Annotated in this window: 17 protein-coding genes; 15 read left to right on the top strand and 2 right to left on the bottom strand. The window is 61.3% G+C overall.

All coding sequences use genetic code 11. The features are described from left to right. Nucleotides 1–27: 27 nt before the first annotated feature. The 13 genes from ACILSE_RS07165 to ACILSE_RS07105 all read left to right on the top strand — a co-directional run bounded on the left by ACILSE_RS07165 (nucleotide 28) and on the right by ACILSE_RS07105 (nucleotide 21,007). Nucleotides 28–3,333 (top strand): S41 family peptidase, encoded by a 3,306-nt coding sequence (locus tag ACILSE_RS07165; protein WP_395716687.1) that lies wholly within the window; start codon nucleotides 28–30, stop codon nucleotides 3,331–3,333. Beyond that, a complete protein-coding gene (locus tag ACILSE_RS07160) occupies nucleotides 3,330–4,841 on the top strand; it encodes a basic secretory protein-like protein (protein ID WP_395716686.1) in 1,512 nt (503 codons plus the stop codon). Before ACILSE_RS07165 ends, ACILSE_RS07160 begins: the two co-directional genes overlap by 4 nt. A gap of 2 nt (nucleotides 4,842–4,843) precedes the next feature. Continuing rightward, the gene (locus tag ACILSE_RS07155; RefSeq protein ID WP_395716685.1) at nucleotides 4,844–5,425 is read left to right on the top strand and encodes a MarC family protein; all 582 of its coding nucleotides are present in this window, start codon (nucleotides 4,844–4,846) and stop codon (nucleotides 5,423–5,425) included. 5 nt (nucleotides 5,426–5,430) lie between these two features. Next, nucleotides 5,431–7,014, top strand: a complete 1,584-nt coding sequence (locus ACILSE_RS07150) for an exo-alpha-sialidase (protein ID WP_395716684.1) — start codon at nucleotides 5,431–5,433, stop codon at nucleotides 7,012–7,014. Nucleotides 7,015–7,016: 2 nt separating this feature from the next. Beyond that, on the top strand, nucleotides 7,017–7,631 hold the full coding sequence (locus tag ACILSE_RS07145) for a trimeric intracellular cation channel family protein (protein ID WP_395716683.1): 615 nt from the start codon (nucleotides 7,017–7,019) through the stop codon (nucleotides 7,629–7,631). Nucleotides 7,632–7,665: 34 nt separating this feature from the next. Further along, nucleotides 7,666–9,045 (top strand): DUF1501 domain-containing protein, encoded by a 1,380-nt coding sequence (locus tag ACILSE_RS07140; protein ID WP_395716682.1) that lies wholly within the window; start codon nucleotides 7,666–7,668, stop codon nucleotides 9,043–9,045. Between the two features lie 11 nt (nucleotides 9,046–9,056). Next, nucleotides 9,057–10,739 (top strand): GDSL-type esterase/lipase family protein, encoded by a 1,683-nt coding sequence (locus tag ACILSE_RS07135; protein ID WP_395716681.1) that lies wholly within the window; start codon nucleotides 9,057–9,059, stop codon nucleotides 10,737–10,739. 7 nt (nucleotides 10,740–10,746) lie between these two features. Then, a complete protein-coding gene (locus ACILSE_RS07130; RefSeq protein WP_395716680.1) occupies nucleotides 10,747–12,210 on the top strand; it encodes a PKD domain-containing protein in 1,464 nt (487 codons plus the stop codon). A 44-nt stretch (nucleotides 12,211–12,254) separates the two neighbouring features. Continuing rightward, nucleotides 12,255–14,582: a PSD1 and planctomycete cytochrome C domain-containing protein gene (locus ACILSE_RS07125; RefSeq protein WP_395716679.1), complete on the top strand. Its 2,328-nt coding sequence runs from the start codon at nucleotides 12,255–12,257 to the stop codon at nucleotides 14,580–14,582. Then, nucleotides 14,579–15,979, top strand: a complete 1,401-nt coding sequence (locus ACILSE_RS07120; RefSeq protein WP_395716678.1) for a DUF1501 domain-containing protein — start codon at nucleotides 14,579–14,581, stop codon at nucleotides 15,977–15,979. The genes ACILSE_RS07125 and ACILSE_RS07120 overlap by 4 nt, the downstream gene beginning before the upstream one ends. An 86-nt stretch (nucleotides 15,980–16,065) precedes the next feature. Beyond that, nucleotides 16,066–16,728, top strand: coding sequence for a GntR family transcriptional regulator (locus tag ACILSE_RS07115; RefSeq protein WP_395716677.1), 663 nt, complete (start codon nucleotides 16,066–16,068; stop codon nucleotides 16,726–16,728). Between the two features lie 20 nt (nucleotides 16,729–16,748). Next, a complete protein-coding gene (locus tag ACILSE_RS07110; protein ID WP_395716676.1) occupies nucleotides 16,749–18,080 on the top strand; it encodes a DUF1552 domain-containing protein in 1,332 nt (443 codons plus the stop codon). Further along, entirely contained in the window at nucleotides 18,080–21,007 is a 2,928-nt protein-coding gene (locus ACILSE_RS07105) for a PSD1 and planctomycete cytochrome C domain-containing protein (protein WP_395716675.1), read from the top strand. Before ACILSE_RS07110 ends, ACILSE_RS07105 begins: the two co-directional genes overlap by 1 nt. 21 nt (nucleotides 21,008–21,028) lie before the next feature. Here ACILSE_RS07105 and ACILSE_RS07100 read toward each other — a convergent pair whose 3' ends face one another. Further along, nucleotides 21,029–21,454 carry a putative toxin-antitoxin system toxin component, PIN family gene (locus ACILSE_RS07100; RefSeq protein ID WP_395716674.1) on the bottom strand — a complete coding sequence of 142 codons (426 nt, stop codon included), beginning with the start codon at nucleotides 21,452–21,454 and terminating at the stop codon, nucleotides 21,029–21,031. Further along, entirely contained in the window at nucleotides 21,451–21,663 is a 213-nt protein-coding gene (locus ACILSE_RS07095) for a hypothetical protein (RefSeq protein WP_395716673.1), read from the bottom strand. The genes ACILSE_RS07100 and ACILSE_RS07095 overlap by 4 nt, the downstream gene beginning before the upstream one ends. Nucleotides 21,664–21,735: 72 nt before the next feature. Between ACILSE_RS07095 and ACILSE_RS07090 the strand changes: the two genes are divergently transcribed. Next, a complete protein-coding gene (locus tag ACILSE_RS07090) occupies nucleotides 21,736–23,130 on the top strand; it encodes a DUF1501 domain-containing protein (protein ID WP_395716672.1) in 1,395 nt (464 codons plus the stop codon). Nucleotides 23,131–23,243: 113 nt separating this feature from the next. Next, a complete protein-coding gene (locus ACILSE_RS07085; protein WP_395716671.1) occupies nucleotides 23,244–24,914 on the top strand; it encodes a hypothetical protein in 1,671 nt (556 codons plus the stop codon). Nucleotides 24,915–24,920 lie beyond the last annotated feature (6 nt).

Here is a 24,920-nt window from a genome sequence, read left to right as displayed (position 1 = left end):
GTTACCTGACGTTCCATGCGCTCGTTTATGAAAAGACTCCTCTTGCTCCTCTTCCCCGCGCTCGCTTCGGCAGAACCCGTTCGCCTCGCGCACGAGCCCGCGCTCTCGCCGGATGGCAAAACGGTCGCGTTTGAGTGGCTGGGAGACATTTGGACCGTTCCCACGGCGGGCGGACGCGCCACGCGGCTCACGACGCATCCGGCGCTCGATTCCGGCGCGGCGTTTTCGCCGGATGGAAAACAAATCGCGTTCAACAGCGAGCGCGAGGGCTTCAAGCTGCTCTACTCGATGCCCGCGACCGGTGGCGAGCCGAAGCAACTCACCTTCCACACCGACGGCTGCGATCTTCGCGAGTGGACGCCGGATGGGAAAGGGCTGCTCGTTGGGCTTGGTCGCGATTTCTCATGGATGCGCGAGACGCGTGCCGGACGCCTCGCCATCATCGATGCGAACGAGCGCAAAGCCGAGAGCGTGCTGTTTGATGACTACGGCTTCGACGGCGTGCTGTCGCCGGATGGTCAGAAACTGCTCTTCATGCGCGAAGGCTCGGAGTCGTGGTGGCGGCAGGGCTTCAAAGGATCGCGTGCCGGGCAGATCTGGCTCTTCAATCGCGCGGATGGCAGCTTCAAGCAGGTCATCAGCGATGAAAACGAGAACCGCTGGCCGCTTTGGAAACCGGATGGCAAAGGCTTCTACTGCGTGCGCAATGGCAACCTCTGGCAGCACGATCTCGTTAGGGGCAAGCACACGGCGATCACGAACTTCAAAGATGATCTCGTTGTATTCCCCGCGATCTCGCGCGATGGCAAGACCCTCGTCTTCCGTGTGCGCTTCGATCTCTACTCCTGGCATCCCGGCGACAAAGAACCCGCGAAGATCGCCATTGACGCTGTCACCGATGCGGTGCCGGACATCACGCGCGTCGTGCTCGACAGGGCGACGGACATTCACTTCACGCCGGATGGCTTGCAGATGGCCTTCATCGCTGGTGGCGATGTGTGGGTGATGGACACGGAACTCAAAGAGCCGCGTCGAGTGACGCAAACGGCCGAGGAGGAGCGTGGCGTGCTGTTTGCGCCGGATGCGAAGTCGCTCGTGTTTGTCAGCGACGCGGGCGGGCAGACGGATCTTTGGAAAGCGGTGCCCGCAGATGCCAAGAAGGCCTGGTTTGAAAGCACGGGCTTCACGCTCGCGAAGCTGACGAATGATCCCGAGGCCGATTCGAGCCCGAGATTTACGCCTGATGGCAAAAAGCTCGCCTGGCTGCGTGAGCGGGGCGATTTGATGATCGCGGATGCCGATGGCAAGAACGTGAAACGGCTCATCGAATCGTGGAATGAGCCCGCGTTTGAGTTTTCGCCCGATGGGACGTGGCTGGCGTATTCGAAAGAGGATGAGTGGTTCAACGACGACATCTGGCTGATGCCCGTGGACGGCTCGAAGCCGGCCTTCAACGTCTCGCAGCATCCCGATGACGATGCGTGGCCGCATTGGTCGCCCGATGGCAAGATGCTCGCCTGGACCGGCACGCGTGAGATTGATGAGCAGGATGTGTTTTATGTGCATCTTCTCGCCGAGGAAGACGAGAAGACGAAGCGCGAGCGCACGCTGTCCAAAGCTCGCGAAAAGATCACCAAGGCCCAAAAGCCAGAGCCGAAGAAAGAAGAGCCCAAAGCCGACAAGCCCGCCGAACCCGCGAAGACGCCCGAGGAGCCGAAAAAGGCGGAAGAACCCAAAAAGGCCGCGGAGCCGAAAAAAGCGGAAGAAGCCGAAAAGAAGGAGGAAGTGAAAAAAGAGGAGAAGAAGCCCACGCCGCTTCGCATCGACTTTGATGGCCTTCACGGCCGCGTGCAGCGCGTGAAGATGCCGAATACATCGGAGTATTCGCTCGTGTGGTCGCCGGACTCGAAGAAGCTCGTCTTCCAATCGCGCTACGAGGAGAGCAAAAAGACGATGAGCATCGAATTCCCCGATGACGTGAAGCCGAAGACCTTCAGCGCTGCGGTTTTGACGAATGCTGTGTGGCTCAAGGAAGGCGATCAGCTCACCGGCCTGCTCGATGGCAAACCGGCGACGCTTTCAGGCAAGGGCGGTGAGCCGAAGACGATGCCGTTCAAAGCGCAGCAGGCCTACTCACGTGCTGAGAAGCAACGCGCGGTCTTCGACATGTGCTGGCAGGTCATGCGCGATCTGTATTACGACGAACGTCACGGCAATCGCGACTGGAACGCGGTGCGTGCAAAGTATCGCGACATGGCCGCCGAAGCTCCTGACATGAAGGGGGCGGCGGAGTGCGTTTCGCTGATGCTCGGTGAGCTGAATGGGTCGCACCTTGGCTTCAGCATTGGCATGAGCTCCAGCGGCACGAGCGGCTGGACGGAGGAAACCGCGCATCTAGGGCTGCGCTTTGATACGGGCTTTGCCGGACCCGGCTGGAAGGTGCGAGATGTGATCGCCAAATCGCCCGCGAGCCGCAAAGAGAGCCGCGTGGAGGCTGGCGAGATCGTTTTGAAGGTGGATGGCAAGGATGTGACACCTGGCATGGATGCCAGCCTCGTGCTTAACGGCCCGATGGAGCGCGACATCGTGCTGACCGTGAAAAACGGCGACAAGACCCGCGACGTGACGCTGCGCCCGATCAGCTACCTCACCGCGCGTCGCTTGCTTTACGATGAGTGGATCGATGGCAACCGCGCGGCCGTCGAAAAGGCCTCCGGCGGCACTTTGGGCTACCTGCACATCAGTGCGATGGACGACGCGAGCTTCCAAAAGTTCCAAGAGGAGCTTTATCATGCTGGCGCAGGCAAAGACGGCCTCATCATCGACGTGCGCGAAAACGGCGGCGGCTCCACGACCGATCATCTGCTCACCGCGCTCACGCAGCCGCGTCACGCGATCACCTTGCCACGCGGCGGGAATGTGCCGGGCTATCCGCAGGACCGCATGATCTACGCCACCTGGCACAAGCCGGTCGTCGTGATGTGCAATCAGAACAGCTACAGCAACGCGGAGATCTTCTCCCATGCCATCAAGACGCTCAAACGCGGCAAAGTCGTCGGCGTGCAAACGGCGGGCGGCGTCATCAGCACCGGCGCGGCATCGATCATGGATGTCGGCACGTTGCGCCTGCCCTTCCGCGGCTGGTATGGCCTCGAAAACGGTCAGGACATGGAACTCAACGGTGCGAAACCCGACTTCATCGTCTGGCCCCAACCCGGCGACAAAACCGACCGCCAGCTCGACAAAGCCGTCGAGGTGCTCAAAGCCGATGTCGAGACGTGGAAGAAACGTCCGCAGCGGAAGCTGATCAATGCGAGTGAGAGAAAACCATGAAGCGATTACTTTTCATTCTGATGACGACCGGCGTGCTGCACGCCGCGGACCTTTGCAAACAACCTTCACCGGAAGTGATGGCCGAGGCTGCGGGCGTGAAGCTGCCGCCGCTGCCGTGGCATGTGGCGAATGTGTGGTGGGACTTTGAGAAGCCGGTGGAGCATTTCACGTCGCTGGAGGTCGATGTGACGATCGACCGGGATGTGCCGAGCGATTACAACCTGTACATTTCGCCGTGCGGGATCGCGAAGATCAATGGATTGCAGTTTTACGGCGGAATCCAGACGAACATCAACGGCTGGGCGACCAAGGAGAGCCGCGAGCGCGTGCATCGCGGCAAGGGCGGCATCTTCTCTCGCTGGTCGAGCGATAAAACGACGCCCATCGGGCTCGATCACGTGCGCACGGCGGCGGACGACTGTCTGGTGGAGAGCGCGGGGTATGAGGGCGAGTTTGCGAGCGTGCGGAGGCCGTTTGTGTGGTCGAAGGGCACCTACACCTGGTGCATCACGAAAGGCGAAAGCGACAACGGAAGCACTTGGTTCACTTGCTCGATCCGTGATGCGAAGGGCGCGGTGCATGAGGTGGGCAGTTTGCGCTTTGAGGGCACGGATTTCACGTTTTGGGAGAGGCATTCGGCCTTCGTGGAGGTGTATAGAACATCGAAGATTCCGAAGTCGGGCATCCCGAAGGTGAAGGTGACCTTTGGCTGGCCTCGGCTGAACGGGAAGAAGGTGCCGCTGAAGAAAGCGCATGCTTATTATCCTGACAAAGGCGGTCCAGATTCGCCGGATTGCGCGTGGGTGAAGGCGGAGGGCGAAAATTGCGTGGTGGATGTCGGTCCGATCTTCAAACGCGATGAGGCGAAGCGTCGGCATGATCTCGTTTTGGGCTCGAAAACGCGCACCGTATCGAAAATCGCGTCGAAAGAGGCCGTGGCATGGGTGGACACGAATGACGCGCCGGATTTGAAGGAGTGGGGAAACAAAGCGGGCACGCTGTGTGTCGAGTGGATGCCGAAAATCGCGGCATTGCTGCCAAGTGAAGGATTTGAGGCTCCGAGAGAGGTGACGCTCTATTTTGATCCGGCGATGAAGGGCGTGGCGCATGCCGCGAACGGCAAGATCACGATTTCGGCGGCCTTTGTGCGCGAGCACCCGGATGATTGGGGCATGGTGGTGCATGAACTCACGCATGTGGTGCAGGCGTATCCGCCTGGTGGGCCGGGATGGCTGGTGGAGGGCATCGCGGACTACATCCGCATCGTGAAGTATGAGCCGGACGCACCGCGTCCGAGGCTCGATGCTGCCAAGGCGAGCTACAAGGACGCTTACAAGACAACCGCCATGTTCCTCGAATGGACCGAGAAACATCACGCGCCTCAACTTGTCGTGAAGATGAACGCGGCTTTGCGAGGCGGCACTTATCAGGACGGATTGTGGAAGGAACTCACCGGCAAGACAGTGGATGAGTTGTGGGAGCTATTTGTGAAAACACTACAGAACTGAGCATGGACACTCTTTCCGCCACGTTGCTGCTGCTGACGATCATGGACCCGTTGGGGAACGTGGCGACATTTGTGTCCGCGCTGCGCCCGGTGCCGCCGGAAAGGCGGTTGAAGGTGATCGCGCGCGAGCTGTTGGCGGCGCTTGTGATTTTGGTCGTGTTTTTACTGCTGGGGAAGCAATTGCTGGACTTGCTGCATTTGAAACAGGAGGCGCTGTTCATCAGCGGCGGTGTGGTGTTGTTTTTGATCGCGCTGAAGATGATCTTTCCGCCCGCGAAAGGAAATGACGAGCCGATGGGCGAGCCGTTCATCGTTCCGCTGGCGACACCGATGGTCGCCGGGCCCTCCGTGCTGGCGACGCTGCTCGTGCTTGTCAGCACGCAGCCGGAACTGTGGTGGAACTGGCTCGTGGCCCTGCTAATCGCCTGGGGCATCACGTCCGCCGTCTTGCTCTGCTCGCCGGCCATCGCACGCGTTCTGAAGGAGAAGGGTTCGATGGCCGTGGAACGGCTAATGGGGATGCTGCTGGTCATGGTGGCCGTGCAGATGTTCTTGAACGGCCTTGAGCATTATCTGAAGCAATAAACGACATGCGCTGGATCATCACGTTTTCCCTATTGAGCACCGGACTTCATGCGGCAGATCCCTTCGCGGCTTATCACGCAGATTTGGACCTGAAGTCGCGTGACGGAAATGTTGTCTCATGGGGCAATCTGACGAGGGTTCATGGAGCGCCGCGAGTGTGGAAGGTGAGGACGCCGGGCGGGGTAAAGGAGATTGTTCGTTTCGATGGCGCCTCGGCGGTGTGGCAGGCGGTGAATACATGGGGCCGCGTCGAAAGCCCGCGAACCATCGTGGCATTTGCGAGAATCGCTGGCGAGGGCGTGCTATGCGATGGCTCGACGCGTTCGGGCGCGGATGCGATCCGCGTGAAGGGCGATGGCGCGAAGTGGGAGGTTTTGAAGTTCACGCGGCCGACGAGCACGTTGGGCGGATTCATCGTGGGCGCAGATGTGGCGACGCAAAACGGTGTGAAGGCCGATGTGGCGGAGATCGCGGTGTTTCGTGGTGTTTTGAGCGAGAAAGAGCTCGCGGAGGAGGAATCGCGGCTGCGGCAGAAGTGGGGCGAGCCGGTCGATCTGCCGGAGTCGGAGCAAATCAAGCCGTGGCAGCCATTTGCGGGCCTCACGACGAAGCTGGTGCGCAAGAATGGCCAAGATGGTGTGCACACTTACCGCATTCCCGGATTGGCGACTTCGAAGAAAGGCACGCTGCTGGCGGTGTTTGATCTGCGGCATGAGGGCGCGGGCGATCTGCCGGGAAACATCGATGTGGGGCTCACTCGCAGCACCGATGATGGCGAGACGTGGAGTGCCACGCAGCGTGTGATCGACTACGATGGCAGCGGCGTGGGTGATCCGAGCATCCTGGTGGATCGCGAGACGGGCCGCATCTTTGTGACGGCGCTGTGGTCGAAGGGCAATCGTGCGTGGTTTGGCAGTGGGCCGGGCATGACGCCGGAGGAGACGGGACAGTTTGTGGTCTCGCACAGCGATGACGATGGCGCGACGTGGTCGCCACCGGTGAGCATCACCTCGCAGGTGAAGCAGCCGGAGTGGCGCTTGTGCTTCGACGGGCCGGGCTGCGGCATGCAGTTGAAGAATGGCACGCTGGTGTTTCCGGCGCAGTTTCGCGATGCGAAGGGCAAGCCGCATTCCTGTTTCATCACGAGCAAGGATCACGGCTCGACATGGAAGATGTCGCCGCCGTGTGAAGGGCCGACGAGCGAGGCGCAGATCGTCGAAACGAAGGACGGCATGCTCATTTCGATGCGCGATGAGTCCCGCAGCGGCCAGCGCAAGTGGCAGCGATGGGATGGCGCGGCGTGGAGTAAGCCATGGCTGAATTTGCCTGATCCCGTCTGCCAGGCCAGCCTGCTGCGTCATCCGGATGGCACGCTGCTTTTCAGCAATCCAGCCGATGCGAAGGGCCGTGTGAGGCTCACCGTGCGTGAGAGCCGCGATGACGGTGAAACATGGAGCAAAGGACGCGTCATCACGCCGGGCGGGAGCATGTATTCCTGCATGAGCGTGATGCGCGATGGGCGCATCGCGATGGTGTATGAAGGCGCGGGCGGTTTGTGGTTCGCGAGTTTTGGGTTAGAGAGCCGATGATCATGCCTGTCTGGATCGAATACTTCGCCGTCGCGGTCTGCGCGATCACCGCCGTGCTCGCGGCGGAGGGAAAGCATGTCGATTTGTTCGGCGTGCTCGTGCTGGCACTCGTCACGGCGGTGGGCGGCGGAACGATCCGCGACCTTTGTCTCGGCGTGCGGCCGTTGTTCTGGATCGCCGAGCCATTGCATGTGTGGACAGCGCTGACCGCGGCGCTGGTGACGTTTGTGCTCGTGCGGTTCACGCACCTGCCTCACAAGCTGCTCGACATCGCGGATGCTTTTGGTCTGGCTCTGTTTGGCATAGCGGGCACTGAAAAGGCGCTCGCGCTCGGCACTCCTGGAATCGTGGCGATTCTGCTCGGCATCGTGACAGGTGTGGCAGGCGGCATCCTACGGGACGTTTTGCGGCAGGAGATTCCCTGGGTCTTCAAGGCGGACGTGAATCTCTATGCGACGGCCGTTTTCGTGGGCGCACTGGTCTTTGTGCTGCTGAGACAGTCGCTGCCAGCTTCGGAAAGCCACCGCTACATCGGCATGACGGTCATTCTCGTCATGCGCTTAGCGGCGATGCGCTGGAAACTGCGTTTGCCGACGTATCGGACGCGGACGGATTGAGAGAGCCGCAGCTCGGGTGCCGTAGTCTGCGCTCATGTTTTACTCCAAGTCAGCCCCCTTAAATCGCCGCGAATGGCTTCGCGTGGGCGGATTGGGGGCGTTGGGGCTTTCGCTGCCGTCGGTGCTGAAGGCGCGACCGGCGAGCAAGGATGCGACGTTTGGGAAGGCGAAGAGCTGCATCGTGCTTTTCCTGAGCGGCGGGCCGCCGCAGCATGAGACTTTTGATCCAAAGCCGGACGCACCGCTGGAGATTCGCGGCGATTTCAAAGCGATCCCGACCTCCGTGCCGGGTGTGCAGTTTTCCGAGGTGCTGCCGCGCACGGCGAGGCTGGCGCATCGCATGAGCGTCATCCGCTCGATGACGACGGGCATCAATGCGCACTCGACGAGCGGTGCCTTCATGCTCACGGGCTATGAGCCGCTGTCGAAGGCGGAAAACGTCCCCGCGGGCGGCAATGACTGGCCGAGCATCGCGGCAGCGGTGGGAGCTTTGAAGCCGAGCGAGCGCTCGCCGCTATCGTCAGTCGTTTTGCCGGAGTGGATCGAGAACAATGGTCACATCGTGTGGCCGGGCCAAAACGGCGGCTTCATGGGCTCCGCGTGGCATCCGCAGATGATCAAGTGCGATCCTGCGGCGCAACGCCTGCGCATCGAGGGCATGAGTTTGGTCGAAGGCATGACGGAGATGCGTTTTTCCGAGCGTGGCGGCCTGCTGCGGCAGATGGACGCGCGTTTCCGTGCCGCAGTGGCGAATCCGCACATCGACGAAACGGACGCGATGCATCAACGTGCCTTCGATTTGATCCACTCGGAGGCGAGTCGTGCCGCGCTGGAGATCGAGCGTGAGCCTGCGGCGATGCGCGATCGTTATGGACGTGGCAAATTCGGCCAGAGCGTGCTGCTGGCGCGTCGCTTGGTCGAAGCGGGCACGCGGTTGGTGCAGGTGAACTGGGCTCGCGAGCCGGCGGATCAAAATGCGGGCAGTCCGCTGTGGGACACGCATCAGCGGAATGCACAGCGCGTGCGCGAGGTGCTCGCGCCGCAGTTTGATCAGGCCTACGCGGCGCTGATCGAGGATTTGCAGTCGCGCGGCCTGCTGGATGAGACGCTCGTCGTCGTGATGGGCGAGTTCGGCCGCTCGCCCACGATCAATAAGAGCGGCGGTCGCGATCACTGGGGGAATGTGTTCTCCGTGGCGCTCGCCGGAGCCGGTGTGCCAGGCGGGCAGATCATCGGCGCGAGCGACAAGATCGGCGCCTATCCCTCGGATCGCCCCGTGCGTCCGCCGGACCTCGCAGCGACTCTTTTTCATCTGCTGGGCATTCATCCGCACCACGAATTCCTTGATCCGATCCAGCGTCCGCGCCTTGTGACCGACAGCGGCGTGCCGCTGCGCGAAATCACCGGCATCTGAACTTTCCAACCATGCGTCACCTCCTCCTCTCCCTCCTTGTCGTCACCGGCCTTGTCGCCGGGGAACTGCCGAAAGAAAAACGCATCCTCTTCCTCGGCGATTCGATCACGCAGGGCGGTGCTTATGTCGAGTTCATCGACGCGGCGCTGCGGGCGCAGCATCCGGAGTCGGACATTGAGATCATTCCGCACGGTCTCAGCAGCGAGACGGTGAGCGGCTTGAGCGAGGAAGGCCACGCCGGAGGCAAATTCCCTCGTCCAGACCTCCACGAGCGACTTGATCGTGCTTTGGAGAAAACGAAGCCGCAGCTCGTGTTTGCCTGCTACGGCATGAATGACGGCATTTACCTGCCGCTCGGTGCGGAACGCACGAAAGCCTATCAAGACGGCATGCGGAAGCTGCGGGCGAAAGTGGCCGCGATTGGTGCGCGGATGGTGCATCTCACGCCGCCGGTGTTTGATCCAGTGCCCATCGCGCACAGAGTGGTCGAGGCGGACAAGGTGGATGGGGCGTATCCCTTCAAAGGCTACAACGAGGTGCTCGACTTCTACGCGAACTGGCTGCTCGACATGCGCGACAAGGAGAAGTGGGAAGTGCTCGACGTGCACGGCGTCATGATGAGTGCTCTCGCCGAGAAGCGGAAGACGGATGCGCAGTTCACCTTTTCCAAAGACGGCGTGCATCCCGGCCCGGAAGGTCATCTGCTCATGGCGCGGCCCGTTCTCGAGGCCTGGGGCCTGCAGGTGCGCGAAGACGGCACACCCGATCATCCGAATGGCGCGGCGATCCTCGCGGTGATCAAACAGAAGCACGCCATCCTGCGTCCTGCGTGGCTGAGCCATGTGGGGCACAAACGGCCCGGCGTCGCGCCCGGACTGCCGATTGAAGAGGCGTTGAAGAAGGCCGCGGAATTCGACGCGGAGGCCCGCAAGCTCGCGCAATCGAAGGAGATCGTTTTTCCGAATCAAAAGGGCGAGTGGAACGGCTACGCGAAGCATGAGCTGACCATCGCGGGCAAGCTGGTGACAATCGTTGCACCAAAAACCGCCGCCGCGGGCCGTCCGTGGGTCTGGCATGGCGAATTCTTCGGCCACAAGCCTGCACCGGACATTGCGCTGCTCGGCAAGGGCTTCCACATCGTTTACATGAAGATCAACGACATGCTTGGCTGCCCCGATGCAGTGAAGTTGTGGAACCAATGCCATGCCGAGCTCACCACGAGCTATGCATTGAGCAAGAAGCCCTCCCTCGTCGGCCTCAGCCGCGGTGGTTTGTATTGCTACAACTGGGCCAGCGCGAACCCGGACAAGGTCTCCTGCATCTATGGCGATGCTCCGGTGTGCGACTTCAAAAGCTGGCCCGGTGGCAAAGGGAAGGGGAAGGGCGATCCTCGCAACTGGGGCTTCGTGTTGAAGCTGTGGGGATTCAAAGACGAGGCAGCCGCTCTCGCTTATAAAGGCAATCCGGTGGACAGTCTCGCCCCGCTGGCGAAGGCAGGCGTGCCGCTGCTTCATGTGTTTGGCGACGCGGACGACGTGGTGCCTTGGGATGAAAACACCGGCCTCATCGAATCACGCTACAAGGCCCTCGGCGGCAGCATCACGCTGATCCGCAAACCGGGCGTGGGGCATCATCCACACGGTCTGGATGACTCGACACCGATCATCGAGTTCATCGCCAAGAACGCGAAGTGATCATGCCATGAGGTCACTGCTCTTCTTTTGCCTGCTTGTTTCATCCCTCGGCTTCGCCGCGCCGCCGGAGCCGACGCTCACACCCACGCTCCGTGCGGTCGATTTAAACCTCGGCGAGGCTGTGGAGGTCACTTTGGCCGATCAAAGCATCGCGAAGGTCAAACTGCTGAAACTCGACGAAAAGACCGACTCGATGGCGAAGGCTGTCCGTGAGGCCAAAGTGCTCGTCGAGGTCAATGGCGAGCAAAAGTGTCTCACGAGCGCGAACTACAACCTCCCGCAACTCGTCGGCGGCGTGCAGATCGACTGCCCCATCACCCGCGGCTACAAGGCCAACAGCGGCGAGGACTCGTGGGGCCTCGAAAAGGATGCGCGACTGCGTCTTTGGTCGAAAAACGCTCCGTGGATCGAGCCGGGCACCTTTGTCTATCCGCTCAAACAACGCTGGTTCGCCACCTCCACGCAGTTCTCGAACGAACCGACCTACGTCGATGGCGGCGACAAGCCGGACCGGAAGAAGATCTATTATCACAACGACCTCGATTTCGGCGGCTGCGAAGGCCTCACGGAGGTCATCGCGGCGACGGATGGCCTCGTCGTGAGCGTTTCGGAAAAGACGCTACCCGGTTACTCGCTCACGCCCGTGCGTCCGCGTTACGACGTCGTCTATCTGCTCGATGAACGCGGCTGGTATTACCGCTACAGCCACCTGCACACGATTGATCCCGCCATTCAAATGGGCACCCGCGTGAAGATGGGCCAGCGCATCGGCATCCTCGGCAAGGAAGGTGCCAGCGGCGGCTGGACGCATCTGCACTTCGGCATCAAAAGCCGCCAACCCTCCGGCAAATGGGGCACGCAGGAGGCCTACGCCTTCGCGTGGGAGGCCTATCAACGCGAGCACAAGCCCGCCATCATCGCCGTCGCCCGTCCGCATCATTTCATCCGCGCTGGCGAAACCATCACGCTTGACGCCTCCAAGTCCTGGGCCGCCTCCAGCATCAAATCCTACCATTGGACCTTCACCGACGGCCAAACCGCCTCCGGCGCGAAAGTCGAGCGCACCTACACCCAACCCGGTGCCTACAGCGAGATCCTCCAAGTCTCCGACACCGCTGGAAACGTCAGCTACGACTTCGCCATCGTGCAGGTCATAGGCAGCGACGAAAAGAACCTGCCACCCACCATTCACCCGACCTTCTGGCCCACCACCGTCCTCAGGCCCGGCGCCGAGATCACCTTCAAAGTCCGCACCTTCCGCACCACCGGCGGCGAAACCTGGGACTTCGGCGACGGCACGCCAAAAGTGACCGTGAAATCCGACGGCAACGCCAAAGCCCTCGCCAAAGACGGCTACGCGGTCACACAGCATGCCTTCTCCAAGCCCGGAGACCACATCGTCACCGTCGAGCACACGAACGAACGCGGCGAGCGAGCCGTTGGGCATCTTTGGGTGCGAGTCGAGGAGTAGCAGTCGGTCTGCAAGCTTGTCTCGCGTTGCGCCGTCTTTTCGAGGTGAAACGCTTCCTCACAGCTCTGCTGCTCGCTGCTTCCGCCCACGCGGAGGATCGCACGGCGTTCTTTGATGCGAGGGTGCTGCCCATCCTCAAGCAGCGCTGCTACGAGTGCCATTCGCACGAGTCGAAGATCAAAGGCGGCCTCGCGCTCGACTCGAAATCCGGCTGGCAGACCGGTGGCGATCACGGCGCGGCCATCACGCCCGGCAATGCATCGAAGAGCCTTCTCATCGAGGCAGTGCGCTACACGAACCCGGACATGGAAATGCCGCCGAAGGGTAAACTCGCCGCCAACGAGATCGAAGTGCTCGAAAAGTGGGTCGCGATGGGCGCACCCGACCCACGTTCAGGTGCCGTCGCCAAAGCGACCGGCATCAACATTGAAGCCGGAAAGCAGTTTTGGGCCTTTCAGCCCGTGCATGACTCGCAGCCGCCTGCGGTCAAAAACACGAACTGGCCCGTGAATGACGTCGATCACTTCATTTTGGCCAAACAAGAATCCGCAGGCTTCACACCCGCGCCGGACGCCGATGCCCACACCTGGCTGCGCCGCGTTTATCTCGATCTCACGGGGCTGCCGCCGACACCGGAGGAAATTTCGTCATTCGTCACTCGTCATTCATCATTTGAGGCCGTCGTGGACAAACTCCTCTCCTCCCCAGCCTTCGGCGAACGCTGGGCGCGTCACTGGCTCGATCTCACCGGCTACGCGGATCAGATCGGCACCTCGAACAACGTCTTCGCCGAGCATGCTTGGCGTTACCGCGACTACGTCGTCCGCGCCTTCAACAGCGACAAACCGTTCGACGAGTTCGTCCGCGAACAAATCGCCGGGGATCTCATCGCGCCCACGGCGGACAGCATCACCGCCACGGGCTTTCTCGTGCTCGGCGACGTGGAAATCGTCGCCGTGGACAAATTGAAGATGGAGCATGACCTCGTGGACCAGCAGGTCAGCAAAATTGGCACCGCCTTCCTCGGCATGACGCTCGGCTGTGTGCGCTGCCACGATCACAAATTCGATCCCATCGCGCAGACCGACTACTACGCGCTCGCGGGCATGTTCCGCAGCACCAGTAGCACCTACAAAACCGACAACGGGGTCTGGAGCAGCGTCAACAAAGCCGATCTCCCCGAAACACCCGCGCAAAAGGCCGCTCGCGAAAAACAGCTCACGCATCACGAAGCACGCCTCAAAGCCCTAGAAGCCGAATTGAAGGCCAAAACGGCCGAGAAAGCCGATACAAAGGCTCTGAAGGCCCAAATCGAACACGCGAAGTTTTTCGCACCCACTGTTCCCAAAGCCTTCGCGGTTCACGATGTCGAAAAACCAGCCGACATGCGCATCACCATCCGTGGCAATCCGTATGCGCCCGGCGAACTCTTGAAGCGCGGCACACTTCGCGTCGCGAGCTGGGCCGAGTTTCCGGTGATCCCGCCGAATCAAAGCGGCCGCGCCCAACTCGCCGAGTGGCTCACCGACCCGCGCAACCCGCTCACCGCCCGCGTCACGGTGAACCGCATCTGGCAAAAACTCTTCGGCGAAGGCCTCGTGCGCACCGTGGACTATTTCGGCACTCGCGGCGAAAAACCCACGCATCCCGAGCTGCTCGATTATCTCGCCACGCAGTTCATGCGGCATGGTTGGTCTCAAAAACGCCTCATTCGTGAACTTGTGCTCTCTCGAACGTATCGTCAGTCGTCGGACCGGTCTGACTCGTCCGACAAGTCCGACGCAAACCAGCTCCTCACGCGCATGAACCGCCCGCGCTTGGATGCGGAAGCCATCCGAGATGCCATGCTGGCCATCAGCGGTCGTTTGATGCCCTCCAGCGGCGGCACCGCCCTGCCGCTCGAGTTCCCGGAGAACGTGCAGAGCCTCAATCCCGGCGCGGTGAATCCTCCCGCCTTCAGTTTCAAAAAGACGCGCCCCATCCAAGAGTTCGAGCGCACAATCTACCAGCCCGTCATCCGCACCGCCGCACAACCCGGCTCCGCACGCCTGCGCGATGTCTTCGACTTCACCCAGCCCGCGCAGATCGCCGGAAAACGCGCCGAAACCGCCGTCCCCACGCAATCGCTCTTCCTCATCAACAGCGATCTCGTCCGCGCCCGCGCCACCGACATCGCGAAGCTCATCTCGCAGGCCGAACCAAACCCCGGCGCACGCTTGGAAGCCCTCTGGCTCCGCGTCCTGAGCCGCCCCATCACCAGCACCGAACGCGATGAGGCGAATGCCTTCCTCGAATCGCTCCCCGCCGACAAAGCCTGGATCGAACTGACTCATGCCCTGCTCGCCTCGAACGAGTTTCTTCTCCGCTTATGAATTCCACAGCCCTCTCACGCCGCGCATGGCTTCAACACACCGCCTGTGGCTTCGGTGCGCTTGCGTTGCACGACCTCGTGCAGGCCGCGCAGAGTCCGCTGGCACTGCGGGCACCTCGTTTGCCCGCGAAGGCGAAGCGTGTGATCTTTCTCTTCATGTCCGGTGGTCCTTCGCAGCCGGATCTCTTTGATCCAAAGAGCTACATCAAGCGCATGCACGGCCAGACGATCTCCGCGCCGATCAACACAAACGAGCTTCGCGTCGGGACGGACAAGTTCCTCGCGCTGGCCACGCATGGCGAAGTGAAGCCACGCGGGCAAAGCGGCATGATGATCTCCGATTTGCTGCCGCACACCGCGAGCGTCGCTGACGAGATTTGTCTGCTGCGGGCGATGCATTCGGACAACAACCAGCACCAACCTGCCGCGCTGCAGTTTCACACCGGCATGACCGCGGATGTGCGTCCGTCGCTCGGCTCATGGGTCAGCTACGGCCTCGGCACGGAGAATCAGAGCCTGCCGAGCTTCATCACCATCCATCCGGATAGCGATACGCGGCTCTACGGCTCCGGTTTTCTCCCCGCCGCGCATCAGGGCACCAAAGTGACCGTGCCGCAGGACGCGAAGCAGGCTCCCATCGATTACCTCGCTGACATTTCCGGCGATGCGAAGTCTCAGCGTGCCCGCATCGACTTCACGCAGCGCATGAATCGTCGCCTGCTCGATCAAGCGCCCGGCGATGCGCGCATGGAAGGCATGATCGAGAGCATGGAGATCGCCTTCCGCATGCAAACAGCCACGCCGGAGCTGATGGACATCTCCAGCGAGTCCGAGGCCACCAAGAAGCTGTATGGCGTCGGCAGCAAGGAGTGCGATAAAAACGCCCGCGCCTGCCTGCTCGCGCGGCGATTGAGCGAGGCCGGTGTGCGCTTTGTGCAGGTCACCATGGGCGGCTGGGATCATCATGGCGACATCCGCAATGCGTTGCCGAAAAGCTGCGCAGGCACCGACCAGCCCTGTGCCGCTCTGATTAAAGATCTGAAGTCACGCGGCCTGCTCGAAGACACGCTCGTCATCTGGAGCGGTGAGTTTGGCCGCACGCCGTGGAGCCAGGATCTCAGCGGCACCTCGCCCATCGAGAAACACGGCCGCGAGCATCAACCCGAGAGTTTTTGCACTTGGATGGCCGGTGGCGGCATCAAGCCCGGCCTCACCCACGGCGAAACCGACGACTTCGGCTTCCGCCCCATCTCCGGCAAGGTCCACCTCCACGACCTCCACGCCACCGTCCTCCATCAACTCGGCCTCGATCACGAAAAACTCACCTGGCGCCACCTCGGCCGCGATTACCGGCTCACGGATGTACATGGAAACATCGTGAAGGAGATTCTGAGCTGACAGCCATGCATTGAATTACTTTTCTCCTGCATGCCGATAGATCGGCTTTTGGTATACCGTTTTTACGCCGCAAACAGTATACCATCATGACCTCTTCGTCCCTCGCGTCATCCTCCCGCACCGACTCTGCCTCCGAATTGATTCGGCGTGAGATCCTCAATGGACGGGCGGCCCCGGGAGATCTTCTGGCAGAGTCGGCAGTGGCTAGGAGACTCGGAGTGAGTCGCGTGCCGGTGCGGGAGGCATTGTTTACCTTGGAACGGGACGGACTTGTCGAGTTCAGCGAGACCGGAAGGGCTTATGTGAAGCGTTTGACCCCGCGGGACTTCGAGGAGCTTTTTGTGCTGCGTCTGGCCTTGGAGCCACTGGCTTCGCGTCTGGCCACTCCTCAAATCCGTGCCACGGCGGCAGCCTTGGAGCGAAACATCTTAGCCACACGACGTGCCAGGACCGTCCAGCAGGTGACGCGGCTCGACCTGGATTTTCACGAGATCATCCTCGCCGCCTCCGGTAACGCACGACTGCTGAAGCTTTGGTCTTCCCTGCGTGCGGAGCTCGAATTGTGGCTCGGCCGCCTCCACCGCCATCATCAGTTCCAAACCAGCGACACCCTGCGCGAAACCATCACCGCGCACGAGACGATCGTGAAGGCATTCCGCACGCAAACACCGGCCGAATGCGAGCGTCTCATGCGCCAGCACATCCAGGGCTGGCGCGAATGGCTTCCCGCGCTGCCGGAGAACGACTGAACCAGGAAACAAGAACAACCATGAAGACCCACCGTTTCAACCGTCGAGCCTTCCTGCGTGGCGCAGGCGTCACCATGGCGCTGCCGTGGATGGAGTCCGTCAATGTCTGGGGCGATGAGCCGAAGAAAAACAAACCAGCCAGCGAGGCCCCGGTGCGCTTGTGCGTGACGTTTTCCGGCAACGGCTTCCAATCCAAGGAATGGTGGGCGAAGGGCGAGGGCAAGGCGATGGAACTCGGTCGCGTGCTGGAGCCGCTGAAGGACTTCCGCGAGAGGCTGCTCTTTGTGCGCGGCCTGTATCATGAGGAGGCTCGCAAGGGCAACATCCACTCTTCGCAGACCGGCAACATGCTCTCCGGTGCACCCATCGCGAGCGGCGGTGAGATCCGCAGCGGCACCAGCTTCGATCAAATGCTCGCCCAGACCTATGGTCGGTCCACGAAGGTGCCGAGCCTCGTGCTGGCCTGCGAGAAATCGAACCCGAGCGTGCACAAGAACTACTCGATGCTCTACAGCTCGCACATCTCGTGGAGTTCGCCGACCACGCCGACGCCGCTGGAGCTGTATCCGGCGCTCGCGTTTGATCGCCTCTTCAAAGACGAGTCCTCGCCTGCGGACAAAAGCGTGCTCGATGCCGTGCTGGCCGATGCGCAGGACCTCCGCCGCGACATCAGCGCCAGCGATCAGCGGAAGCTCGACGAGTATCTCGACAGCGTGCGCGAGGTGGAGAAGCGCATCGAAAACGCCGACAAACGCGGCGAACTGCAAGGCTGGCGGCCCACTTTGGACAAGCCGGACATGCAGCGCCCCGCCGACGGCATTCCGCAGGACATCGCGGAGCACATGAAGCTCATGTGCGACATCCTCGTGCTCGGTTTCCAGACCGACACCACACGCATCACCACGCTGAAGCTCAACAACGACCACAGCGCCCTCCGTTTCCCGAATCTTCCGAGCGTGCAGCAGCCCGGCCACGGCATCGACTACATGATCCACCACCTCCTCAGCCACAGCGACGGCGAGGATTATCTCAAAGTGAACCAGCTCTTCATGGAGCAGCTCGCCTACCTCGCCCGCAAGATGGACAGCATCCGCGAGGGCGAGCGCACGCTGCTCGACAACACCATGCTCATGCACTGCTCCAGCATGATGGTCGGCGCGAAGCACAACAACGACGAACTGCCCATCATCGTCCTCGGCGGCGCGAGCGATCGTTTGAAGAGCGGTCGCGTGCTCGACTACAAAGACAAGCCCGAGCGCCAACTCTGCCGTCTCTTCATGTCGATGATGGAGAAGATGGACGTGCGCCCAAAAACCTTCGGCGATGCCAAACTCATGCTGGAGGAAGTGTGATGAAAGCAACGCTGTGGCTGTTCGTGAGCGTCACGCTGCCAGCCGCAGCGCAGGATCATGCTTTCTTTGAATCCAAGGTTCGCCCGGTGCTTGTCGAGCACTGCTATGAGTGCCACAGCGGGGAAAAGACCAAGGGTGGACTCGCTCTCGATACGAAGCAGGGCTGGCTAAAAGGCGGTGACTCCGGCCCTGCCATCATACCCGGCAAACCGGACGACTCTTTGCTCATCAAAGCCGTGCGCTATCACGATGAGGACCTCTCGATGCCGCCCCAAAAAATGGGCGGCAAGCTCGCGGAGGAAGACATTGCGGCTTTGACCGAGTGGGTGCGTCTGGGTGCACCTGACCCGCGTGTCGCGGAGGCAAAGATCGCGGGCATGAACGCGGTGGAGGCAAAGTCATGGTGGGCGTTTCAGCCGCTGCCAAGGAAGGGCGCTTTTCAAGCGCCCAGGGCGGTTGAAAACCGCCCCTCCTTGTCCATCGATACCTTCATCGACGCCAAGATCAGAGGGGCGAAACTCACAGCTGCGCCACAAGCGGACCCGCGCACGCTCATTCGCCGCATGACCTACGATCTCACCGGCCTTCCGCCGAGCGTCGAGGAAGTGGAGGCGTTCGTTCGCGAATGCACCTCAGGTTCATCATTCGTCATTCCTGATTCGTCATTGCAGCGACTCATCGAGCGCCTCCTCGCCTCGCCGCAATACGGCGTGCAATGGGGCCGCCACTGGCTGGATGTCGTCCGCTATGCGGACACGGCGGGCGAGAACACCGACCGCCCGCTCATGCATGCGTGGCGATATCGGAACTGGGTGTTCGATGCCTTCAATCGTGACCTGCGCTACGACGACTTCGTGCGCATGCAGCTCGCGGGTGACATTCTTTTCGACAAGGCGGACTCGAAGCAGCGTGCGGAGGGCATCATCGCCACCGGCTATCTCGCCATCGCCCGGCGTTTCGGGCACGACATCGAGAAGGACATGCATCTCACGCATGAGGACGTGATCGACACGCTGGGAAAGAACTTCCTCGGCCTCACCACCGGCTGCGCGCGCTGCCACGATCACAAATACGACCCCATCACCGCCGCAGACTACTATGCACTCTACGGTATCTTCAGCAGCACGCGCTTCTCATTTCCGGGCTGCGAGCCGAAGGGCCAGCCGCGTGACATGGTGCCGCTGCTTCCACAAAGCGAAATCGATGCCCTGATGAAGCCCTGGCAGGAGAAGAATGCCAAAATCGAAGCAGAGAGACAAAAACAGCTCGCAGCTGCCAAGGCCACCGGCGAGTCGCTGAACAATTTCAGCACGACCAGCACCAAGGCGCTCACCGGTTCAACAGTCGGCGAGGGAGCCAGCGTGGCTTTTGAGCAGCGGGTCCGTGTGCGGAGAGGCGAGGTCCTGCAACTCGTTGTCTCTCCCAATGGTGGTCATGGCGGGGACAGCACCCTCGTCGAGTGGCGTATCTCAGAGGGCGGCGGAGCAAAACGATCCTGGAGTGTCGCTGAACTCGTGCCGGACCTGATGCAGGGCAATCCACATGCTGCGCATGACAGCGCGGCTTGGTGCTTTTTGGATGTCAGTGCGGCACCCGTGTTTCTCACCGATCAGCGCCGCAGCATCAACGGCAACAGTGCGCTGAACTCATGGAGTTCGGGCGACACTCCGTCCGTGTTCGTGAACTCCTCGGATCAGCAGGTCATGGTGTGGACCACGCTCCCGGCGAACTCGTTTTTCGTTCATCCCGGCGTCAATCGGCCGGTTTCGGTCGCCTGGATCAGCCCTCTGGAGGGTGAAGTCACCTTGAGTGGGCGTGTGGCCGATGTGCATCCCGGGGGAGGGGATGGGGTGGCGTATGAACTCAAACACATCGCCGCGCCGGAGTTCGGCCCCGCGATCGCAAAGCTCGGTGAATCGATGAAACCCATTGGCGAGCCTGACCCGATGCCCGTGGTCCCGGTTGCCTATGCCGTGGTGGACGCAAAACCGCAAAACGCCCGGTTTCACCAGCGTGGCGATCCCGAGAAACTCGGAGAGGAAGTGCCGCGCCGTTGGCTCTTGATCCTCGGCGGTCAAACTGTGACCGCTGAGTCAGGAAGTGGTCGCAAACAGCTCGGTGAATGGATCGCGGGATCTCCTTTGGCTGCCCGCGTGATGGTCAACCGCATCTGGGAATGGCATTTCGGCCAGGGGCTCGTGCGCTCATCGAACGACTTCGGTGCGCGTGGCGAAAAACCCAGCCATCCTGAGTTGCTCGACTGGCTCGCGTCGAAGTTCGTGGAAAGCGGCTTCAGCGTGAAAGCCATGCACCGGCTCATTTTGAGCAGCGCGGCCTATCAGCGCGCCAGCGCCGTCCCATCCGCCGCTGATCCCGACAACCGGCTCCTGGCGCACTTCCCGCGCCGACGCCTCACGGCGGAGGAGATGCGTGACAGCTTGCTTGCAGCCTCCGGGCAGATCGATCTCACACCTGCCGAGGCACATCCCTTCCCCGCCGAGGCGTCGTGGACGTTCACGCAGCACAATCCCTTCAACGCCGTCTATGAGACGAACAAACGCAGTGCCTATCTCATGGTGCAGCGCCAGCGGCGGCATCCCTTCCTCTCGCTCTTCGACGGCGCGGACCCGAATGCCACCACCGCCGCCCGCCAGACGACCACCGTGCCCACGCAGGCGCTCTACTTCATCAATGATCCCTTCTTCCATGCCCAAGCCGCTGCTTTGGCGAACAAGCTCATCGCACGGCCCCACGACGACCAGCGCATCACCCAAGCTTGGCACATCCTTTTCCAAAGAAAGCCCACCGCCGCCGAAACGCAGCGCACCAAGGCCTTCCTAGCCAGCTATCCGGCATCACCCACGGAGAAGTGGGCCGCGTATGCCCGCGTGCTGATGGCGAGCAATGAATTTTTGCATGTCGATTGAACCATGATTCCGCTCACCACGTCACGGTACATGCACACCCCGGAAGCGAGCGATGAACTCGACGGGAGTGATCGGCTGCGGTTTGTATCCGGCGTCAGCGAGCGGCGCAAAGTGGCGGTCATCGGTGATCACGTAATCTCCGTGCGCAGCAATCGCACAGTCGGTGAAGGCATTGTCGTCGGGATCATTGCCGATGATATGAAACTGGTAATGCGGACTGATCCTCACCAAGTTGCCCGACATATCGGCGAGTTCGATGAACCGGGCGACCGCAGCCCACGCCGCGGGTCCCGCATTGGAAGCGATGATCTCCTCATACTCGGTAAGCACGCGGTTCGATACAGCCCAGTTCATCATGCCAAAAAGAAAGCCATCCAGGATCACTCCGAAAGGATGGCTCATGGCACGTGCTTGAATCAGCACGTTCGTGTCCACGCAGACCGTCATGCACTCTTCTTCCTTGAACGATATGCACGAACAAGTTCAGGCAGATTCGCCCAGATGCCGTCGGCGTTTTCTCGCTCGGCTTGCTCAGACATCTGGCCGCGCACATCCATCTTTTCCTTGAGCAGCCACAGCTCATACAACTGCGCCAAATCGTGCTCGGACATGGCGGCAATGCGCTGCGTCATCTGCTCACGCAGGTTCTTTGGCACGGGTTCAAAAGTCGTCATGCGCCGGAGTTTAGCGCAACACACTCGTGACAGCCACATTCAATTTACTCCGCCATGAAACCCTCCACCATCCCCCGCCGCCAGTTTATCGGCTCGACGCTTGCAAGTTCGCTCGTGTTCCCCGGCATCGTGCGGCAGTTGCTCGCTGAGGGCGCGGAGCCGCTCTCGCCGAAGCAGCCGCATTTCCCGGCCAAGGCGAAGAATGTGATCTTTCTCTTCATGACCGGTGGCGTGTCGCATGTGGACACCTTTGATCCGAAGCCGGAGCTGGTGAAAGGCCACGGCAAGGAGATCAAGGCCGACCATCCCGAGATCAAAGGCCGCCCGGGCTATGAGCGCATCTATTTGAAGCGGCCGCAGTGGGAGTTCGCGAAGCACGGGCAGTGCGGCACGGAGGTCAGCGGGCTGTTTCCGCACATGGCGGCCTGCGTGGATGACATCGCGCTGATCCGCTCGATGCACACCTCGCACTCGAATCATTACAATGCCACGCTCGGCATGCACACGGGCTCGTTTGCACAGTCGCGGCCCAGCATCGGCTCATGGGCGACTTACGGCCTCGGCACGCTGAACCGCGATCTGCCCGGCTTTGTCGTCATCGCGCCAAAGCAGACCTACGCGGGCACGCAGGTCTTTTCGAGCGACTTCCTGCCCGGTGCCTACCAGGGCACGCTGGTGGTGCCCGGCGCGGAACCCATCGCCAATGTCGCTCCACGCGTGCCCGCGAATCGGCAGCAGCTCGAACTCGCCGCCTTGCGCCAGGTGAACGAGGAGCACCTCGCCACAAGAGCACACGATCCGCTGCTCGCCGCACGCATGCAGACCTTCGAGACCGCCTTCGGAATGCAGATGGCCGTGCCGGATGCGTTTGACCTCAAACAGGAAACCGACGCCACACTCGCCAGCTACGGCCTTCAGCGTGGCCAGACCACAGGCTTCGGCTGGCAATGCCTCGCCGCGCGTCGTCTCATTGAACGCGGGGTGCGCTTCGTCGAACTCATCGACACCGGCTCTTCCGGAAATTGGGACGCGCATGGCGACATGATGACGCATGTGCCGCTCGCAAAAAACGTCGATCAACCCATCGCCGCACTGCTCAAGGACCTCAAACAACGCGGCATGATGGACGACACCCTCGTTGTGTGGACCACCGAGTTTGGCCGCACGCCCTTCAACAACACCGCCGAGGCCAAAGGCCGCGAGCATCATCCTTGGGCCTTCAGTTCCTGGCTCGCCGGTGCCGGTGTGAAGCCCGGCATCGTCCACGGCAGCACCGATGAGATCGGCCTCCGCGCCGCCGTGAATCCCGTCCACGTCCGCGACTTCCACGCCACCATTCTGCACCTCATGGGCTTCGATCACGAGAAGCTCACCTACCGCCATGCCGGCCTCGATTTCCGGCTCACGGGCGTGGAGGAATCTCACGTCGTGAAGGAGGTGCTGGCGTGAAACTGCGTGCGCCTTCTTCTGGTGCTCTCCTGCTCTGGGGTCTCAGGCCATGTCTGTGTGTCGTCACTCTTTGCCTCGCATCGTTCCTTCATGCTGCCGAAGCACGCGACACCATGCCGGACACCTGGGCCGCCACAGATGCACTTGGACGCTCCTTGCCGTTGAGCGTGGAGGTTGGGACACCCAAGCCGGACCGCACGGTCGGCATCTTTTACTTCAACTGGCACGCCGCGTTCGGAAACCAACAGGTCCATGACATTGCAAAGATCCTGAAGGCGAATCCTGCAGCGCCAGCTTGGGGGCCGGTGCAGGCGCCGCATTACTGGAGCGAGCCGCGCTTTGGCTACTATCGTCCTGATGATCCGTGGGTGATCCGCAAGCATGTGCAGATGCTCAGTGATGCGGGTGTGGACGTGCTCATCCTCGATGTCACAAACGCCATCACCTATGACGCCGAGCGCGAGGCGCTCTGCACCGTGCTGGAGCAGATGCGGACTGAAGGGCATCGGGTGCCGAAGATCGCCCTGTTTCCTTATGCGAATCATCTTCCGGTCGTTCAGCACCTGTGGGAGACGTTTTACAAGCCGGGCCGACATCGCGATCTGTGGTTCCACTGGAAGGGCAAACCGCTGCTGCTCACGCCCACTGAAGGGCTGAGCGAAGAAGTGAAAGCCTTCTTCACGATCCGCACCTCATGGGCATGGACGCGGGGACATGCTTGGTTTGGCGATGGCAAAGACAAGTGGCCGTGGCTGGACTTCGCTCCGCAAGTGCCCGGCTGGCATGAGGCACCGAACAAGGCCGAATGTGTGCCCGTCGGTGTGAGCCAGCACATCACCAGCAACATCGGCCGCAGCTTTCATGGCAGCCGTCAGCCTGCGCCAGCAGAGTGTCGTCCTGGCGATGGCCTCTACTTTGACGAGCAGTGGCGTCATGCCTTGCCGCATCAGCCGGAGTTTGTCTTCGTCACCGGCTGGAATGAATGGGTGGCACAGCGCTTCCTTTCCGATGGCAGCATGACCTTCCAAGGCCGAGTGCTGCCTGCGGGCGAGACTTTCTTTGTCGATCTCTATGACCCGGAGTTCAGCCGCGACATCGAGCCAATGCGCGGCGGTTATGGCGACAACTACTACTGGCAGATGATTGCCAGCATCCGCCGCTACAAAGGTGCGCGTGCCCAGACTGCGGCATCGCCAGCGAAGACCATCACCATCCCCGGTGACTTCGCACAATGGGCCGATATGAAGCCCGCTTGCCTCGATGACCTGCACGACACGACGCACCGCGATCACGACGGGGTTCCCGGCGCGGGTCGCTACACGAACAAGACCGGTCGCAACGATCTCGACACCGCGCACATCGCCCACGATGCCACGCATCTCTATTTCCACATCACGACACGCGAGACGCTGACACCTGCCACCGATGCCGACTGGATGGTCCTGCTTCTGGACACCGATCAAAACGCCAAGACAGGCCGCCTCGGCTACGACTTCCGCCTCAATCAAACCCGCGGTGCGCCGGAGAAAGCCAGCGTCGAGCATTGGAACGGCAAGGCTTGGGAGCCAGTCAGCACCTCAACGCTGCAAACCGGGCCGCGAGAACTTCATCTCGTCGTCGAGCGTCATATCCTTGACCTCGCCGCCGACAAGCTCCTGAGCTTTGATTTCAAATGGACCGACAACATCCCCGCCGATGCGAATGCCATCGACTTCCTTGATCACGGCGACGCCGCGCCTAACGCCCGGTTCAACTATCGCTACACCAGCAGCCTCAAGAAGTAAGGAGCT

This window comes from Prosthecobacter sp., assembly GCF_044236155.1.
Taxonomy (GTDB): Bacteria; Verrucomicrobiota; Verrucomicrobiia; order Verrucomicrobiales; family Verrucomicrobiaceae; genus Prosthecobacter.
Note: the sequence above shows the minus strand (reverse complement) of the source record. Positions and strands in the feature narration are given on the sequence as shown.

Coding starts and splice junctions, on each gene's coding strand:
- ACILSE_RS07155 (WP_395716685.1), top strand. CDS start 4,844: ATGGACACTCTTTCCGCCACGTTGCTGCTGCTGACGATCATGGACCCG.
- ACILSE_RS07145 (WP_395716683.1), top strand. CDS start 7,017: ATGCCTGTCTGGATCGAATACTTCGCCGTCGCGGTCTGCGCGATCACC.
- ACILSE_RS07150 (WP_395716684.1), top strand. CDS start 5,431: ATGCGCTGGATCATCACGTTTTCCCTATTGAGCACCGGACTTCATGCG.
- ACILSE_RS07115 (WP_395716677.1), top strand. CDS start 16,066: ATGACCTCTTCGTCCCTCGCGTCATCCTCCCGCACCGACTCTGCCTCC.
- ACILSE_RS07160 (WP_395716686.1), top strand. CDS start 3,330: ATGAAGCGATTACTTTTCATTCTGATGACGACCGGCGTGCTGCACGCC.
- ACILSE_RS07165 (WP_395716687.1), top strand. CDS start 28: ATGAAAAGACTCCTCTTGCTCCTCTTCCCCGCGCTCGCTTCGGCAGAA.
- ACILSE_RS07105 (WP_395716675.1), top strand. CDS start 18,080: ATGAAAGCAACGCTGTGGCTGTTCGTGAGCGTCACGCTGCCAGCCGCA.
- ACILSE_RS07120 (WP_395716678.1), top strand. CDS start 14,579: ATGAATTCCACAGCCCTCTCACGCCGCGCATGGCTTCAACACACCGCC.
- ACILSE_RS07110 (WP_395716676.1), top strand. CDS start 16,749: ATGAAGACCCACCGTTTCAACCGTCGAGCCTTCCTGCGTGGCGCAGGC.
- ACILSE_RS07085 (WP_395716671.1), top strand. CDS start 23,244: ATGCCGGACACCTGGGCCGCCACAGATGCACTTGGACGCTCCTTGCCG.
- ACILSE_RS07100 (WP_395716674.1), bottom strand. CDS start 21,454: ATGACGGTCTGCGTGGACACGAACGTGCTGATTCAAGCACGTGCCATG.
- ACILSE_RS07135 (WP_395716681.1), top strand. CDS start 9,057: ATGCGTCACCTCCTCCTCTCCCTCCTTGTCGTCACCGGCCTTGTCGCC.
- ACILSE_RS07140 (WP_395716682.1), top strand. CDS start 7,666: ATGTTTTACTCCAAGTCAGCCCCCTTAAATCGCCGCGAATGGCTTCGC.
- ACILSE_RS07130 (WP_395716680.1), top strand. CDS start 10,747: ATGAGGTCACTGCTCTTCTTTTGCCTGCTTGTTTCATCCCTCGGCTTC.
- ACILSE_RS07090 (WP_395716672.1), top strand. CDS start 21,736: ATGAAACCCTCCACCATCCCCCGCCGCCAGTTTATCGGCTCGACGCTT.